Source organism: Lysobacter sp. Root494 (assembly GCF_001427225.1).
Lineage (GTDB): Bacteria > Pseudomonadota > Gammaproteobacteria > Xanthomonadales > Xanthomonadaceae > Agrilutibacter.
On sequence record NZ_LMFH01000009.1, the window covers coordinates 152,207 to 169,015 of the forward strand.

Consider the following 16,809-nt stretch of genomic DNA (forward strand, 5'->3'; position numbering starts at 1 on the left):
CAGCCGTTTTTCCGTATCGAACAAAAAGGCATTCCCGTGGACTTCCTGACTTCCGCCAACCCGCGCGTCGTATTCGCCTTCTGGCTCGGTGTCGTCGTAATCGCGATGGCGCTGCTGATGCTGGGGGTGATCCTGGTGATGCGCCAGGTGGTGTTGCGCCGCGAGCGTAACCGCATCCGCGCGGCGACGCGCTGGCACCAGATCCTGATCGACTCCGCGCAGGGCGTGAGCACGTCGCCACCGTCGCTGCCGCGTTCCGACCTTCCCGGTTTCGTCGATGCCTGGAACCACGTGCACCAGTCGATGGCCAACCAGGACGAGACGGCGCTGCAGCGCGTCGCGCAGGAAATCGGGCTGGAGCAGCAGCTGTACGTGGCGATCGACCATGGCAGCTTCCACAACCGCGTGATGTCGATCATCGCGCTGGGCTACCTGCGCAGCCGCACCCACTTCGACAAGCTGGCGCGTTATCTCGACGACCGCAGCACGATCATCTCGCTGAGCGCGGCGCGCGCGCTGATGCACATCGACCCGGCGCGCGCGGTGACGATGCTGGTACCGCACATCATGGCGCGCAACGACTGGCCGCAGGGCGGCGTCGCGCAGATCCTGCACGATGCGAGCCCGGAGCTGGTGTCGAATGAGCTCGGCCAGGCCACGCTGCAGGCGACGGCGGATGTCGCGCCGCGGCTGATCCGCTTCCTCGCCGACGTCAGCCCGGCCGCGGCCGCGCCGGTGATCCGCCGCGTCCTGCAGTCACCGCCGGACGATCACCTGGTGTCCACCTGCCTGCAGGTGATGACCGATCCGGCCGATCTCGACCTGATCCGTTCACTGCTTACCCATGAGCGCTGGCACGTACGCATGCATGCGGCCGCCGCGATCGGCCGCATGGGCCAGCCGGGCGACGAGCAGCGCCTGCTGCCGCTGCTGGGCGATTCGCAATGGTGGGTGCGCTACCGCGCCGCGCAGGCGATCAGCCGCCTTCCGAACATGGGCGGGGAAGCGCTGCACCTTCTCCGCGAACAACAGACCGACCGCTTCGCCTGCGACGTCCTCGACCAGGTGCTGGCGGAACGCAACATGGGAGTTAACCAATGAGCGCCGGATTCCTGGTCCTGCCGCCCGCCGTCGTGTCCGCGCTGGAATGGCTGCAGTGGGTGTTCTTCGCCTACTTCATCGTCATCAACGTGACGTACCTGGCGCTGAACTACATCTCGATGTTCGGGATCCTGCGGCACATGCACGAGCACGGCACGAAGTTCATGTGGAACAACTTCCGTGCCTACCAGCCGCCGGTGAGCGTCATCGTTCCCGCCCACAACGAGGAGCGCACGATCGTCTCTTCGATCCGCTCGCTGCTGCGCCTGGGCTATCCGAACTTCGAGATCGTCGTGGTCAACGACGGCTCGACCGACGGCACGCTTGCCGAAGTGGTGAAGGCGTTCTCGCTGGTCGAATTCCCCGAGGCCTACCGCAAGCGCCTCAAGACCAGGGACGTGAACCGCGTCTACGCGTCCCCCACGTTCCCGAACGTACGCCTGGTCGACAAGGTCAACGGCGGCAAGGCCGATGCGCTCAATGCCGGCATCAACTGCGCGCGCTATCCGCTGTTCTGCGTGGTCGACGCCGACTGCATCCTGCAGCAGGATAGCCTGGCGCGCGTGGTGCAGCCGTTCCTCGAGGACTCCACCACCGTCGCCGCGGGCGGCGTGATCCGCGTGGTCAACGGCTGCCAGGTGAAGGACGGCTTCCTCACCAACGTCGACCTGCCCAAGAAGATCCTGCCGCTGGTGCAGACGGTGGAATACCTGCGCGCCTTCCTGTTCGGCCGCCTCGGCTGGTCGCCGATGAACGCGCTGCTGATCATCTCCGGCGCGTTCGGCGTGTTCTACAAGGAACGCGTGATCGCGGCCGGCGGTTACCACGGCGACACCGTGGGCGAGGACATGGAACTGGTCGTGCGCCTGCACAAGCAGCTGCGCGAGGAGAAGCGCGACTACCGCATCACCTTCGTGCCCGATCCGATCTGCTGGACCGAGGCGCCGGAAGACCTGGGCTCGCTGCGCCGCCAGCGCATGCGCTGGCAGCAGGGCCTTGCCGAAAGCCTGTTCGGCAACTTCGGTCTGATGTTCCGCCGCAACGGTGGTGCGGTGGGCTGGCTCGCGTTCCCCTTCATGCTGTTCTTCGAATGCATCGGGCCCGCGATCGAAGTGCTCGGTTACGTTTCCATCATCGTGCTCGGCCTCGCCGGCGCGCTCTCGCCGGAAGCGTTCTTCGTGTTCCTGTTCGCATCCGTCGGCCTCGGCGTGCTGTTGTCGACCAACGCGCTGGTGCTGGAGGAACTGTCGTTCCACCTGTACCCGCGCCCGGGCCAGCAGTTCAAGCTGTTCCTGGTGTCGATCTTCGAGAACTTCGGCTACCGCCAGCTCACGTCCGTGTGGCGCCTGATGGGCCTGGTGCGCTGGCTCGTGCGCCTGCGCGGCCGTTCGCGCTGGGGCCGTGTCCATCGCAATGCGACGTGGCAGCACGAAGGTTCGCCCGACGACGCCGTTCCCGCACCGCATGTCGCCGGCATCTCGGGCGGCACCTGGCCGCCGCCGAAGCCGCCCGCGAAGGTGGACTGAACCATGTCCATTCTTTCGATGCCAATGTCTGCTTCCGTTTCGAACCAGGAGTGCTCCATGCGCCGTGTATCCCGCCTCACCGTGAAGGCACTCGCATTCGCCTGCGCGGTGACGCTGGCCTCCAGCGCGAATGCGCAAGACGCAGCCGCACAGGTAGAAGCCGCGCAAGTTGAAGCGACGCAGACCGCCTCGATGCAGGCACTGCCGCAGGACGCCAGCTACGACCAGCAGTTCGCCCACGCGCGTGACCTGGCTACCAATGGCCGTCGCGAAGAAGCCGTCGCGCTGTACACGGCGATGCTTGCGCAGTCGCCGGCCAACACCGACCTGCTGCTCGCACGCGGCCGCACCAACGCGTGGATGAAGCGCTGGCCTGAAGCCGAAGCCGACCTCACCGCGGTGACCGCCGCGAAGCCGGACTACGCCGATGCGTGGTCGGCGCTTGGCGACATGTACCTGTGGAACGATCGTCCGCAGCAGGCCGCGGGCGCGTATGCACGCTGGGCCGAGCTCGATACCGGTGATCCCGCGCCCGTGATCGCACTGGGCCGTGCGCATCGCGCTGCCGGCGACTTCGCCGCCGCGCGCGCCGACTTCGACGCGGCGCGCGCACGCGGCGCCGACCCGGCGCAGGTGGACGATTACGTCGCATCGTTGCAACCGCGCATCGCCGACCAGGAAGACGTGCTACCGCCGGGCTACCGGTGGGCGCTGCGCATCGGCGGCACCAACACCAGCTTCGATCCGTCCTCGCGCGAGGACTGGAACGAGTACGAGATCGCGCTGCGCCGCAAGTTCGATCGCGGCTCGCTCGCGCTGGAAATGCTCAGTGCCGATCGCTTCGGCAATCACGGCACGGCCTGGGCGCTGGACGGTTACGTTTCGCTGTGGGAGCGCGCCTACGCCAACGTGCGCTACCAGAACGGCGGCGACCTGTTTGCCGACAACGCGTGGCGCGCCGAGCTGTTCCAGGGCGTGGGCAGCGGCTGGGAGATCTCCGGCAGCTACGACCACATGGAGTTCGGCGATTCCGACACCGACATGTACGGCGTCGGCGTGGGCCGCTACTGGGGCAACTTCTACGCGCGTTATCGCCTGCTGCATGTGCCGGGCGTGGGTTCGGGCAGCCTCAGTCATCGCGCGCAGCTGCGCTACTACTATGCAGGCAATGCCGACGACTATTTCGAGGTCTATGCCGGCAATGGCCGCAGCCACGAAATCGACAACAGCGGCTTCGATCGCGTCGTCGGCAGCAGCCATTCCTCATTCGGCGCCAATTACGTGAACTACTTCGCGCCGCACTGGGGCTTCAAGCTGGGCGTGGGCTTCGCCAACGACGTGGACGGATTCGATGAGCGCAGCGTTTCCGCCTCGATCTATTCGCGCTGGTGAGGTGATGGCCGGTCGCAACGAGGGCCGGCCCCGCGCAGCCGCACTGTTTGTTTCCCTGGTGCCCGCGTTGCTCGCGGGCCTGGTGTGCTTGCGGGCGTGGGCGGCCTGGGCCGGCTGGCAGTCGCAACCGCTGAGCGCGCGCGCCATCGGCCTGGCGACATGCGACGATCTGCTCGCCTTCGGCCGCAGCCTGCCGCTTCTGTTCCTGCTTTCCTGGCCGCTGCTGCGGTTGCGCATCGCGCGCTGGCGCATGATTTCGATCGCAGTGCTATGGAGCGCGTGGCTCGCGGTGCAGATCGCGCTGGAGCAGTACTTCCTGGTCACGCAGGCGCCGCTCGGCGCCGACCTGTTCGGCTATTCGTGGAGCGAAGTCGCCACCACCGCACGGGGAGGCGCACGCGTGGATGCCATGACCCTGGCGGGTTGGCTGTTGCCGATCGCGGCGATGCTTGCGCTGCTGGCCCATCTGGCACGCAAGCCGCCGGTATCGAATGCGAAAGCCGCGGCCGCCGCGCTGATCGCCTGCGCCGGGTTGTGGCTGGTGCCGTCATCGCTGTTCGCGATGGAAGGCGAGGATGAGTCCCTGCAGGGAGCCACGCACAACAAGCTGGCGTACTTCGCCGGCGACAACCTGCGCTACTGGAGCGGCGATGCGTCGCCCACGCCGGGGATGGCCGCGAGCGCGATGGCGGCGACGCCAGACTCCACGCCACTGGATCCGGACTATCCGTTCCTGCATCGCGAGCAGACGCCCGACGTGCTCGGTCCGCTCCTGAGCACGGCGTCCGCGCAGCCGCCGCACTTCGTCTTCATCATCGTCGAAGGCCTCGGCCGCAGTTTTTCCGGCCCCGATGCGGCGCTTGGCAGCTTCACGCCATTCCTCGACGAACTCGCCGGCCGCAGCCTGTACTGGAGCAACTTCCTCGCGCCGCAGGGGCGCACGTTCGCCGTGCTGCCTTCGGTGTTCGGTTCGCTGCCGTTCGGCGAGAAGGGCTTTGCCGCGCTGGGCGAGCGCATGCCGCGCCACGCAGGCCTGCTCAGCGTATTGAAGCAGCAGGGTTATGCCACGCGCTTCTACTCGGGCTTCGACAGCGACTTCGACAACGAGCGCGCCTACCTGAAGCTGCAGGGCGTCGAGCGCCTCGTCGACAGCGACGGCTTCGGGCCCGGCTACGCACGCAATCCCCTCAGCGGCTGGGGTTACGACGACAGCGCGCTGGTTGCCCGCGTGCTCGCCGATCCGCCGCCGGCGGTGCCCAGCGTCACCGTGATCCAGACGATGTCGATGCACACCTCGTATCGCTTCGAAGGCCAGGATGCCTGGCGCCGACGCTTCGAGCAGCGCCTGGACGAACTGCATGTCGCCGACGCCGACAAGGAGCGCTATCGCGCCCATGCCGACATCTATTCGACGGTGATGTTCACCGATGACGCATTGCGCCGCTACTTCGAGGCAATGCAGCGTGCGCCGGAATACGGCAACACCGTCTTCATCGTCACCGGCGACCATCGTCTTCCTGAAATCCCGATGGACACCAGGATCGAGCGCTACCACGTGCCGCTGATCGTGTTCTCGCCGCTGCTCAAGCATCCGCAGCGCATCCGTGCCGTGTCCTCGCAGCTCGACATCACGCCCTCGCTGCTGGCGTATCTGGCCAACAACTACGCCCTGCAGCGGCCGGCCCAGGTCGCGTGGACGGGGAGCGGACTCGATACCGGAACCGGGTTCCGCAACGACCACGACATTCCGCTCAAGCACGCCAAGACGATCCTTGCCGACTTCGTCTCGGGTCCGTGGTTCATCAGCCACGACCAGCTGTACCGGCTCGAAGACGGCATGCGCATCGCGCCGCTCGAGGACGACGCGGCGAAGGCGCAGGTGCGGGGCCGTTTCGCGCGCTACCTGCAGGCGAATGAACACTTTGCGCGTACCTTGAAACTCTCGCCGGAAGCGGATGCGCCGAACCTGGTCGGCTACGCCGTGCCACCAGTTCCGCGTGCAGAGACATCGCCACCAATCGCACCGAAAACGCTGTACGTGCACGACATCGCCGCCCCGGAAGGCTCCGATGCGGCGACGGTTGAAGTCAGCGCGCGCTTCACCAACGCAACCGGCAAGCCGGGCGATGCGTTCGTTCCGCTGCTGGTGCTGAGCGATCGCGGCGGACGCCAGGTGCGCGAGAGTTACGCCACGCCGCTGCATCTGGCGGCGGGCGGCACCGGCGAGGCCAGGTTCGAGATGAAGCTGGAAGGCTTGCCGTCGGGCCAGTATTTCATCGCGGTGCTGCCGTCGCATCCCGATACGGGGCGGCGCGTGGGCGAGGGCGCTTATCGCATCCCGCTGAAGATCCGCTGCTGCGCACCAGGCGGCGGCGCGCTGGCGCGGCCGTGATCGTCCGTTCGGAGGTGGTCCGATGAAGCCAGTGCTGCGCGCACTTGCCGCATTCACACTGATGCTGCTCGCCTTTGGCGCAGCGGCTGCGCCGCCGCCGTCGCGCGCGGTGTGGACCTGGGAACGCGACAGCTACGCGATGCTGGAGTCGCCGGCGGCGGCCGAAGCGGCCTTCGACTTCCTGCGCAGCAAGCGCGTCGACACGATCTACATGTACGCCGATGCGTTCGAGGGCCGCAATCTCGTTGCCGACCAGCCGCAACGCTATCGCACCTTCATCGCGCAGGCGCATGCGCGCGGCTTCCGCGTGTATGCGTTGCTGGGGTCGGCTTACCTGCATACCGAGCGCTACATCTTGCCGGGCCAGCGAAAAGAGGCGGCGGCGATGCTGAAGCGCGTGCTCGATTACAACGCGGGCGCAGCGGCCGAAGCACGCTTCGATGGCGCCAACCTCGACATCGAGCCGCACCTGCTCGACGAATGGAACGACACCAATCGTGAAAACCTGCTGCGTGATTTCCTCGACGTGAGCGCCGCGTGGATGGCGATGAAGAAGGAATCCGGACAGACGCTGGCGATCGGCCCGGCGATGCCGTTCTGGTTCGACGGCATTCCGGTGGCATGGCACGGCCGCACGCGGCCCGCGAGCGAGCACTTCGCCGACCTCTACGATTACGTCGCGCTGATGGACTATCGCGACCACGCCGACGGGCGCGACGGCATCATTGCGCACGCCGCGAAGGAGATGGCGTACGCGGAGGAGATCGGAAAGCAGGTGGTCATCGGCCTGGAGCTCACGCCGAACGAGTTGAAGAAGGTAACGTTCCACCATCGCCACGAAGCGGACCTGGAGCGGGAGATGGCGGCTACCGAAGAGGCGTATGGGAAGTCGAGGGCGTTTGCCGGGTTCGCGCTACATCACTATCGCGGGTATCGCGAATGGGCAGAGAAGCAGCGTAGGAAGTAGTACAGGGCGAGGCATTCCCGGAGTGCACTGCGCAGGTACTGCCTTAGCTAGCTCTCGCTCTCGTTCTCGCTCTGTTTTTTTTGCGTCGTTGTCTGCTTTTGCTCGTCATTCCCGCGAAAGCGGAATCCAGTGACTTGGCTTTCGTTCTTGTTCTGTTCCTGATCGAAAACGCGGATTTCTTTTTCAGGACGAATGTCCGTTCCGGCGGCTTTGCTTTTTATCAAGCTTGGAAGTGCAACAAAAGCAGAAGCGTAAGTCGCTGGATTCCCGCTTTCGCGGGAATGACGAGCAACGACAACAACAACAGCAACAGCAACAGCAACAGCAACAGCAACAGCAACAGCAACAGCAACAGCAACCACAGCAGTCGGTCAGTGAATCGACCTGCGTCTACCGCTCCGACTGCCCCGTCTCGTCATATCCCCCGCGCTCGAACAACGCCGGCCGGATCAACTCGGTGAACGCCCGCGCCTGCGGCGACAGGAACTTGCCCTTGCGTACCACCACGCCATAGCTGCGCGACGGGAAATATTTCGCCAGCGACCGCGCCACCAGTCGCTCGCGATCCGCATCGGTCAGGCAGATCGCGGTGACGATGCTGATGCCCATGCCCATCGCCACGTACTGCTTGATCACTTCCCAGCCGCCGACTTCCAGCGCCACGGTGTACGGCACCCGGTTCTGCTGGAAGACCAGATCGACGAGCCGGTACGTGGTGAGGCGCTGCGGCGGCAGGATCAGGCCATAAGGCGAAAGATCGGAGAGCTGCAGTTCCGGCTTGCTCGCCAGCGGATGATCGCGCGGCGTGATCAGCATCGGTTCGAAGCGGTAGACCGGCGCGTAATCGAGGTCCGCGGGCACGTCGAGCATCGAACCCACCGCAAGATCGACCCCATCCGAACGCAGCAGCTCCAGGCCGCCCGCGCCGGTGACGTTGTGCAGGCTCAACCGGATCTCCGGGTGCTGCGCCTTGAACGCTTCGACGATCTTCGGCAGCAGGTAGAGGATGGTCGAACTGCCGGCCGCGACATGCAGCTCGCCCGCATCCAGTCCGCCCAACCGGTCCTGGAACACGGCGTCCAGTCCATCGAGGCCTTCAACCAGCGGCCGGGCGAGGTCGTACAGCTCCTGTCCCTCGCGGGTGAGGGTGATGCGGCGGCCGCTGCGCTCGAGCAGTCGCACCCCGAAGTCCCGTTCGAGCGCCTGCAATTGCAGGGTCACGGCCGGCTGGCTGAGGAACAGCGCCTCCGCCGCCCGCGAGACCGAGCCCAGCCGGGCGGTCTGGCAGAAGGCGCGAAGCGGCTTCAGGCGGTCGCCCTTGTAGGCGAAGCGGGGCGCGGGAGGCGGCTTGGCGGGCATCGTGACCTATTAAAAATTGCAATATAAGTGAAGCTTATGTGATGTATTGAAAAATCTTGATTGCCTTATAACACACGCCAGCGCATGGTCGAGCCCCGCTGTTCCGGAGCCCGCATCGATGTCGGCAGTTATCAAGTCCCGCGACGATTCCCCCCAGCAACCTCATTTCGAACCATCCGGAGTCGAGGTTCTCGCCCGGCACCCGGGCCAGGAGCTGCTGCTTACGCCGGCGGCGCTCGTCTTCCTGGCCGGCCTGCATCGCCGCTTCGAAGCGACCCGCCAGGCACGGTTGGCCGCCCGCCGCGAGCGCCAGGCCTTCTTCGACGCCGGTGGCCTGCCCGACTTCCGCGAGGACACCGCCGAGATCCGCGCTGCCGACTGGCGCGTCGCTCCACTGCCGGCCGCGTTGCGCGACCGCCGTGTCGAGATCACCGGCCCGACCGATCCCAAGATGGTCATCAACGCGCTCAACTCGGGCGCGAGCTGCTACATGGCCGACTTCGAGGACTCGACCTCCCCGACCTGGGCGAACCTGGTCACTGGCCAGCTGGCCCTGCGCGACGCCATCGCCGGGACGCTCGAATTCACGTCACCTACGATCAATAGCGTCGCGGGCAAGCCGGCTTCAACCAAGCACTACACGCTGAAGCCGTTCGAAGAGCAGTCCGTGCTGATCGTCCGCCCGCGCGGGTGGCACCTCGATGAGAAGCACGTGCTCGTCGATGGCGAAAAGCTGTCGGCTGCGCCGATTTCCGCAAGCCTTTTTGACCTCGGCCTGTTCGCCTTCCACAACGCGCATGCGCTCGCGGCGAAGGACCGCGGCCCGTACTTCTACCTGCCCAAGCTGCAGTCGATGGAAGAGGCGCAGCTGTGGAACGACGTGCTCGACCACATCGAAGCCGAACTGAAGCTCCCCAACGGCCAGCTCAAGGTCACCGTGCTGATCGAGACGCTGCCCGCGGTGTTCGAAATGGACGAGATCCTCTACGTCCTGCGCAACCGCGTCGCCGGCCTCAACTGCGGGCGCTGGGACTACGTCTTCTCCTACATCAAGATCTTCCGCAAGCACCGCGACAAGGTGCTGCCCGAGCGCGGCCAGGTGACGATGACGCAGCCGTTCCTGCGCGCGTACTCGGAGCTGCTGATCCAGACCTGCCACAAGCGCGGCGCGCACGCGATGGGCGGCATGGCTGCGCAGATCCCGATCGCCGGCGACGAGGCCGCGAACGAAGCGGCGCTGGCAAAAGTGCGCGCCGACAAGCTCCGCGAAGTCACCGCCGGTCACGACGGTACCTGGGTCGCGCATCCGGCGCTGATTCCGCTGGCGAAGCAGATCTTCGACGAGCGCATGCCGCAGGCGAACCAGCACGAGGTGCGCCGCCAGGAAGTTCTAGTCACCCGCGACGACCTGGTCAGGCCGAGCCTCGGCACGATCACCCGTGCCGGCTTCGAGAACAACGTCGAAGTCTGCGTGCGCTATCTCGCCGCTTGGCTCGACGGCAATGGCTGCGTGCCGATCCACTGGCTGATGGAAGACGCCGCGACCGCCGAAATCGCGCGTGCGCAGCTGTGGCAATGGCTGCACCACGCTGATCCGCGCGGCCAGGAGCCGCGCGCGGCAGGCCTCCACCTCGCCGACGGCAGCGAAGTCGATTTCGTCCTGTTCGAACGTGCGCTGCTCAACCTGCCCGGAAAGCTCGGTGATCGCACGAAGTTGCCCGGTGGCAGTCGCCTCAACGAAGCGATCGGGATGCTCGATCGCCTCACCCACGCCGACACGCTCGAGGAGTTCCTGACCCTGCCCGCGTACGCGCGCCTCGACTGAAATGAACCTGCTTTTGTCCTTGCTGTTGTTGTTGCTCGTGATTCCCGCTTTCGCGGGAATGACGAGCAAAACGAAAACCCAACAGACCGCCACCCCACCCACGAGGGATACGCCATGACCAAGCAAACCACCGCCGACCAGCTCCGCCACGACTGGCAGACCAACCCGCGCTGGTCCGGCATCTGCCGCCCGTACAGCGCCGAAGACGTGGTACGCCTGCGCGGCACCGTGCCGGTCGAGCATTCCATCGCCAGGCTCGGCGCGGAAAAGCTCTGGAATTCACTGCACACCGAGGACTTCGTCAACGCCCTCGGCGCGCTCACCGGCAACCAGGCGATGCAGCAGGTGAAGGCGGGACTCAAGGCGATCTACCTCTCCGGCTGGCAGGTCGCGGCCGATGCCAACATCGCCGGCGAGATGTATCCCGACCAGTCGCTGTACCCGGCCAACTCGGTGCCGCAGGTCGTGCGCCGCATCAACAACACGCTCCTGCGCGCCGACCAGATCCAGTGCGCCGAAGGCGGCGGCGACGTCGACTTCCTGCAGCCGATCGTGGCCGATGCCGAGGCCGGCTTCGGCGGCGTGCTCAACGCCTTCGAACTGATGAAGGCGATGATCGAAGCCGGTGCCGCCGGCGTGCACTTCGAGGACCAGCTTGCTTCGGTGAAGAAGTGCGGCCACATGGGCGGCAAGGTGCTGGTGCCCACGCGCGAAGCCGTCGAGAAGCTCGTCGCCGCGCGCCTCGCCGCCGACGTGATGGGCGTGCCGACGCTGATCGTCGCGCGCACCGATGCCGAAGCCGCCGACCTGCTCACTTCCGACGTCGACTCCAACGACCTGCCGTTCTGCACCGGCGAGCGCACGGTCGAAGGTTTCTACAAGACGCACAAGGGCCTGGACCAGGCGATCAGCCGTGGCCTCGCGTATGCGCCGTATGCGGACCTGGTGTGGTGCGAAACCGGAAAGCCCGATCTCGAGTTCGCGCGCAAGTTTGCCGACGCGATCCACGCGAAGTACCCGGGCAAGCTGCTTGCCTACAACTGCTCGCCGTCGTTCAACTGGAAGAAGAATCTCGACGACGCCACGATCGCGCGCTTCCAGAAGGAAATCGCCTCGTACGGCTACAAGTTCCAGTTCATCACCCTGGCCGGTTTCCACAGCCTCAACTACGGCATGTTCAACCTCGCGCATGGTTACGCACGCCGGCAGATGAGCGCGTTCGTCGAACTGCAGGAAGCCGAATTCGCCGCCGCCGAAAGGGGCTTCACCGCGGTCAAGCACCAGCGCGAAGTCGGCACGGGCTATTTCGACGCCGTGACCCAGGTGATCCAGAACGGCCAGTCCTCGACGACCGCACTGAAGGGCTCGACCGAGGAAGAACAGTTCCACGAACAGAAGGCCGCGGCCTGAGGTCGAGGTATCGCCGCCGGATTGGTTCGCCGATCCGGCGGCGATGGTGCTACGCCTGGTCCTTCGCTCCTGCGCGGCGGCCCGTCCGGATGTCTGCCTTACGCCTTTACTCGTTGGCGCTCTTGCTCGTATCGCCTCTACCTGTATGTCTTTGCTCCCACGCTCTGTTCGCACGCCTAGTTCCTGCGCCTTCGCTCCCGCGCTTTTGATCGTCATTCCCGCGAAGGCGGACGGCCTTTGTCCGTCATCCAGTGACTTCGGCTCTTGCTCCAAAGCCAGGCTCAAAAGCAAAGTCGTCGCGTGACCAGCCCTTGGTTGTGATGAAACGCTTCCCGCTTTCGCGGGAACGACGGGCAACAACAGCGACAACCTCCCGTTGAGCTTCGCAACGACCCAAGAGCTTGGCAAACCGCACATCGGCGAACTCCCAGGACATCCTGGCCCCGCCCCCACCCAACGGAGCTCCAAACCAAGCTGGCCGACCCTCCCTGCTCGCCACGTAATACCCCGGAGGCCAGGTGCTATCCTGAATTCTTCAGCAGGTCCGGAAACGTGTGGATGAACCGCAGGACCGCGACAGAATCGTCGCTGCAGGCTGCTAACTCTCCCGTGGCGCCCGATCCGGCGACCGCGGCACTCACACCTGCCGAACACGCGCTGTTCGCCGAAGTTGGCCGGCCACGCCGCTGCTATGCCGGCGAGACGCTGTTCCGCCGCGGCGACCTCGGCACCACCATGTACGTCATCGCCAATGGTGCGATCGACCTCGACTTCGGCGACGACCTGGTGTCCAAGCGCCTCGGTCCGCTGGAGTTCTTCGGCGAACTCGGCCTGCTGATCGGCGACCATGCGCGCAGCGCCGATGCCGTCGCCGCCACCGAAGGCGAACTGATCGAACTGCGCCACGAGGAATTCCAGCGGCTCGTCGATCGCGATCCCGGCATCGTTTCGCACTTCCTGCGCCGCGCCATCATGCGCGTCGTGCTCAACGAGCAGAGCCTCATCCGCCGCCTGCGCCGCCGCAACCAGGACCTGCAGACCGCGCTGGACTCGCTGCGCACCACCGCGCACCAGCTCAACCAGACCGAAGAGCTGATCCGCACCGACGAACTCACCGGCCTGCACAACCGCCGCGGACTCGCCCAGCACCTCGCCGAGCGGCGCCGCAACGGCACGCTGAAGCAGATGGGCCTGGTGCTCGTCGACTGCGACCGCTTCAAGCAGGTCAACGACGAACACGGCCACCTCGCCGGCGATCGCGTGCTGCAGAGCGTCGCCAGCATCCTGCGTTCGGTGGTGAGCGAGGGCGACATCGCGTGCCGCCTCGGCGGCGACGAGTTCTGCCTGCTCGTCAACGCCGACAGCCGCGAAGCCGTGCTCGGCTTCGCCGACTTCATCATCACCACCACGCGCGGCCTGCTGCAGATGCCGCGCCATGCCGAACCCGGAGACGGCCCGCTGACCTGCACCGTCAGCCTCGGTGCCTGCCTGATCGACGGCGAGCGCGACTGGAACGACTGGTACGCGCTCGCCGACATCGCGCTGTATCGTGCCAAGCGCCTCGGCGGCAATCGCGTCGAATGGCAGGACGACGTACTCGCGCCCGCTTGATGGACTGATCGCACATGGACACCGCGGTACAGACGTTCGAACCCACGCCCGAGCCGTCGCCGCGCCCGTCCGCCAGTGCGCCGCAACTGCGCACGCTGCTGATCACTGATCTCGTCGATTCCACCGGCCTGGTCGAACGCCTCGGCGATGCCCCTGCCAGTGACCTGTTCCGCGCCCACGACCACCTCGTCCTGAAGCTGCAGCAGCAGTGGCGCGGCCGCCTGATCGATCGTTCCGACGGCATGCTGCTGCTGTTCGAGCGGCCCATCGATGGCCTTGGCTTCGCCCTCGATTACACGCGCGGGCTGATCCTGCTCGGCGAGGAGCGCGGCATCGAACTGCGCGCACGCATCGGCCTGCACGTCGGCGAAGTGCTGACCTGGCGCAACAGCGAGGAAGCCGTCAGCGTCGGCGCCAAGCCGGTCGAAGTCGAAGGCCTCGCCAAGCCCATGGCCGCGCGCCTGATGGCGACCGCGCGGCCGGGCCAGATCCTGCTCTCGTCCGTCGCCGAACCGCTCGCCCACCGCGCCGCGCGCGAACTGGGCGAACGCGGCCTGCATCTCACGTGGAAGGCGTGGGGCCGCTGGCGCTTCAAGGGCGTGCCCGAGCCACAACACATCTTCGAAGTCGGCGAACCGGGCATCGCCCCGCTGCGCATGCCGCCGGATACGCCCAAGGCCTGGCGCGACATTCCGCTGTGGCGCCGCCCCGCGATGCTCGCTGCCGAAGCCGCGCTGCTGGCCGGCCTCGTGCTCGGCATGTGGTTCATCGCGCGGCCCGAACCCGCCATCGCCTTCAACCAGCGCGACTGGGTCGTCGTCGGCGACCTGCGCAACCTCACCGGCCAGAGCGCGCTCGACGACTCGCTCGAACAGGCCTTCCGCATCAGCCTGGAACAGTCGCGCCACGTCAACGTGCTCAGCGACCTCAAGGCCCGCGACACCCTCGGCCGCATGCAGCGCGCGCCCGATACCAAGCTCGACCGCACCATCGCTTCCGAAATCGCCCTGCGCGACGGCGCCCGCGCCGTGATCCTCCCCACCGTCGCCGAAATCGGCGGCCGCGTGCGCGTCAGCGCCGAAGTAATCGACCCGCGCACGCAGACCACCGTCTACACCGAAACCGCCGAAGGTACGGGCGTCGCTTCCACGCTGGATTCGATCGACGAGGTCACCGCGTCGTTACGCGGCAAGCTCGGCGAAGCGGTGAAGTCGATCGAGAAGGATTCGGTACCGCTGCCGCAGGTGACGACGAAGAACCTGGATGCGTTGCGGGCGTATGCGTTGGCGGAGCAGGCATACGCGCGCAGCAAGTACGACGAGGCCGAACGGTTCTATGCACGAGCTGCCTCGTTGGATCCGAACTTCGCATTAGCGCAGATGGGACAAATGCGCGTGAAGTACGCGGAGTCGGACACTCCGGCTGCCGTTGTGCATCTGCGCAAAGCACAAGAACTCCGCGATCACCTGCCTCCACGTGAAGCGCTGTATCTGGATGCCTGGGCGGCACGGTTCGATTTGTCGGCATCTGCGACAGACCGGTGGGAGGAGCTGGCACGCCTGTATCCCGACTACATGCAAGCGCACTCGAATTCGGCGATGTGGCTGGTGGCGGAAAACAGGTTCGATGAGGCGCTCACATACGCAGCCGCTGCACTCAAGTCTCCCAATGTCCTGAGTGGGTTGGATTACGACACGTCGGGTCGGGCCTACTTGGCACTAGGCCAATATGCGAAGGCGGGAAATTCGTTCGACAACGCGATCGCGCGTGGCTATGACGGCAGCTTGCACAGGCGGATGGCAGTGGAGGCGGCGCAGGGGAACTTCGCGGGCGCTTCCAAGCTGGAGCAGAGACTTCGGAATAGTGATCGCTACGCGTATTTCGAACGCGTCAGCTTCGCAGTGGACAGCGCGCGCTGGAAAGACGCGGTCAGGTATGCCCGGGCTGCATTGCAGTTGGTGGGTAGCACGACTGAATTCGATGCCCGCAATTTCCCGATGCAGCTGGGTGTGACCAAGTGGCTCAGTGGGGATGTCGCCGGGGCGCAGGAGCAGACTCTCGTTGCTGTCGATCGCTCATTGAAGTCTCTCGGCAAGGAATTCGATTCGGACGCCGTGGACGATGCATCGATCGCATTGGCTGCATCCTTGTTTGCGCTCCGATTGGGGGATGACTCGCCTGCGAAGCGAACGCTCGCTGCCCTTGAAGACAAGCATTCGTTGATGCAAGTCCAATCATTGAAGGAATTGAGCATCGTCGTGCGGGCAGAAATGTTGCGGCGCGAAGGCCGACCAGAAGAATCCGTGGCGCTGCTACGGCCTCTCCTCGCCGGCGACGAGCACTACCAGACCCGTCAGGTGTTGCTCAACGCCTACACCGATGCGGGAGACTTGAAACGTGCGCTCGAACAGGCACGATGGCTGCAGCAGAAACGCGGTTTCGCGTACACCGAACAGATGTGTGGTTTCTGCGTCCAGGCCCTTAATGTCGCCGACAGCAATCTGTCTGTCCTGAGCGAGGCAGAAATTTTCCAGGCGCTTGGCCGGCATGCTGAAGCCGCCAAGGCATTGGAGCGATTCGACCGGCGTTGGCCGGTCGAATCGCTGCCGGATCATTTGAGATCGCGTCGCGCCAATGTCGCGGCCTCAAAGGTCGGCGTGTTGTAAGCCAATCCCTGCACCATTGTCGCCTTCAGCTCTGCTTTCGCCTCAAGGATCTGCTCCTTGCTTGCAAGCTGAACCACGCTGCAGGCCGAGAACGGATCAGCCAGGTCTCGGGACGTTGACTTCACGGCCATATCGGCGGATCCGTAGCCGATGCTCTGGAGCGCAGCGACCGGGTCCGTTTGGAATTGCTCGCGGAATGCGTCATCCGAGCTAAGCAGCTCCAGCAGTCGTTCCGCGATGGCCGGGTCGATAGGCGCGGTCTGTTTCGGTCCAGCCATGTGATTCCCCCTGTCTCGCGCCCGTCCCCCGGACGCTTCATGCGCGAGACTAACCGTGGGGGTGGGTCCGGACAATGACGTGAATGGCCGGCGCCAGCCTCGACGGAGCAAAAGCTCGGCGAAACCACAAAAAGTACGGGAGCAGTCCTGAGGTTGTTCCCGTTTGCTACGTGGCCCATGGATTAGCTAAGTACGCGACCACCGCCAACACCCGCATCCAGCTGAGGCGTTGTGTGACTGAGGCGCTGGCGGTATTGCAAGCACAATGCGATCGCCGGATAG

At 65.5% G+C, this 16,809-nt stretch carries 12 protein-coding genes; 9 read left to right on the forward strand and 3 right to left on the reverse strand.

What is annotated here, in order from left to right:
* Positions 1–36 precede the first annotated feature (36 nt).
* From ASD14_RS15115 to ASD14_RS15135, 5 genes are read left to right on the forward strand one after another with little or no spacing between them, the layout of a single operon-like run.
* The gene (locus tag ASD14_RS15115; RefSeq protein ID WP_056135770.1) at positions 37–1,101 is read left to right on the forward strand and encodes a HEAT repeat domain-containing protein; all 1,065 of its coding nucleotides are present in this window, start codon (positions 37–39) and stop codon (positions 1,099–1,101) included.
* Positions 1,098–2,627, forward strand: coding sequence for a glycosyltransferase (locus ASD14_RS15120; RefSeq protein WP_082539033.1), 1,530 nt, complete (start codon positions 1,098–1,100; stop codon positions 2,625–2,627). The genes ASD14_RS15115 and ASD14_RS15120 overlap by 4 nt, the downstream gene beginning before the upstream one ends.
* A 57-nt stretch (positions 2,628–2,684) precedes the next feature.
* Positions 2,685–4,019 carry a YaiO family outer membrane beta-barrel protein gene (locus ASD14_RS15125; protein ID WP_056135773.1) on the forward strand — a complete coding sequence of 445 codons (1,335 nt, stop codon included), beginning with the start codon at positions 2,685–2,687 and terminating at the stop codon, positions 4,017–4,019.
* A 4-nt stretch (positions 4,020–4,023) separates the two neighbouring features.
* Positions 4,024–6,411: an LTA synthase family protein gene (locus tag ASD14_RS15130; protein WP_056135777.1), complete on the forward strand. Its 2,388-nt coding sequence runs from the start codon at positions 4,024–4,026 to the stop codon at positions 6,409–6,411.
* 22 nt (positions 6,412–6,433) lie between these two features.
* Positions 6,434–7,378, forward strand: coding sequence for a hypothetical protein (locus ASD14_RS15135; RefSeq protein ID WP_157475466.1), 945 nt, complete (start codon positions 6,434–6,436; stop codon positions 7,376–7,378).
* Positions 7,379–7,425: 47 nt separating this feature from the next.
* Here ASD14_RS15135 and ASD14_RS16160 read toward each other — a convergent pair whose 3' ends face one another.
* Positions 7,426–7,740 (reverse strand): hypothetical protein, encoded by a 315-nt coding sequence (locus tag ASD14_RS16160; protein ID WP_157475469.1) that lies wholly within the window; start codon positions 7,738–7,740, stop codon positions 7,426–7,428.
* A gap of 28 nt (positions 7,741–7,768) precedes the next feature.
* Positions 7,769–8,737, reverse strand: a complete 969-nt coding sequence (locus ASD14_RS15140) for a LysR family transcriptional regulator (RefSeq protein ID WP_056135780.1) — start codon at positions 8,735–8,737, stop codon at positions 7,769–7,771.
* Between the two features lie 118 nt (positions 8,738–8,855).
* Here ASD14_RS15140 and aceB point away from each other — a divergent pair, with 118 nt between their 5' ends.
* From aceB to ASD14_RS15160, 4 genes are all read left to right on the forward strand, one after another.
* Positions 8,856–10,562, forward strand: coding sequence for a malate synthase A (gene aceB, locus ASD14_RS15145; protein WP_056135781.1), 1,707 nt, complete (start codon positions 8,856–8,858; stop codon positions 10,560–10,562).
* A gap of 114 nt (positions 10,563–10,676) precedes the next feature.
* Positions 10,677–11,972, forward strand: coding sequence for an isocitrate lyase (gene aceA, locus ASD14_RS15150; RefSeq protein ID WP_056135785.1), 1,296 nt, complete (start codon positions 10,677–10,679; stop codon positions 11,970–11,972).
* 558 nt (positions 11,973–12,530) lie between these two features.
* The gene (locus ASD14_RS15155; protein WP_056135788.1) at positions 12,531–13,583 is read left to right on the forward strand and encodes a GGDEF domain-containing protein; all 1,053 of its coding nucleotides are present in this window, start codon (positions 12,531–12,533) and stop codon (positions 13,581–13,583) included.
* A 14-nt stretch (positions 13,584–13,597) separates the two neighbouring features.
* Positions 13,598–16,249 (forward strand): putative peptide modification system cyclase, encoded by a 2,652-nt coding sequence (locus tag ASD14_RS15160; RefSeq protein ID WP_082539036.1) that lies wholly within the window; start codon positions 13,598–13,600, stop codon positions 16,247–16,249.
* Here ASD14_RS15160 and ASD14_RS15165 read toward each other — a convergent pair.
* Complete coding sequence (locus ASD14_RS15165) at positions 16,195–16,527, reverse strand: NHLP-related RiPP peptide (protein ID WP_056135793.1); 333 nt, start codon at positions 16,525–16,527, stop codon at positions 16,195–16,197. The two genes, ASD14_RS15160 and ASD14_RS15165, sit on opposite strands and share 55 nt — an antisense overlap.
* Positions 16,528–16,809 lie beyond the last annotated feature (282 nt).

Bases quoted from the DNA above. Each gene is read 5' to 3' on its own strand.
- ASD14_RS15125 (WP_056135773.1), top strand. From the start codon at position 2,685: ATGCGCCGTGTATCCCGCCTCACCGTGAAGGCACTCGCATTCGCCTGC.
- ASD14_RS15155 (WP_056135788.1), top strand. From the start codon at position 12,531: ATGAACCGCAGGACCGCGACAGAATCGTCGCTGCAGGCTGCTAACTCT.
- ASD14_RS15160 (WP_082539036.1), top strand. From the start codon at position 13,598: ATGGACACCGCGGTACAGACGTTCGAACCCACGCCCGAGCCGTCGCCG.
- ASD14_RS15130 (WP_056135777.1), top strand. From the start codon at position 4,024: ATGGCCGGTCGCAACGAGGGCCGGCCCCGCGCAGCCGCACTGTTTGTT.
- ASD14_RS15135 (WP_157475466.1), top strand. From the start codon at position 6,434: ATGAAGCCAGTGCTGCGCGCACTTGCCGCATTCACACTGATGCTGCTC.
- aceB (WP_056135781.1), top strand. From the start codon at position 8,856: ATGTCGGCAGTTATCAAGTCCCGCGACGATTCCCCCCAGCAACCTCAT.
- aceA (WP_056135785.1), top strand. From the start codon at position 10,677: ATGACCAAGCAAACCACCGCCGACCAGCTCCGCCACGACTGGCAGACC.
- ASD14_RS15165 (WP_056135793.1), bottom strand. From the start codon at position 16,527: ATGGCTGGACCGAAACAGACCGCGCCTATCGACCCGGCCATCGCGGAA.
- ASD14_RS15140 (WP_056135780.1), bottom strand. From the start codon at position 8,737: ATGCCCGCCAAGCCGCCTCCCGCGCCCCGCTTCGCCTACAAGGGCGAC.
- ASD14_RS15120 (WP_082539033.1), top strand. From the start codon at position 1,098: ATGAGCGCCGGATTCCTGGTCCTGCCGCCCGCCGTCGTGTCCGCGCTG.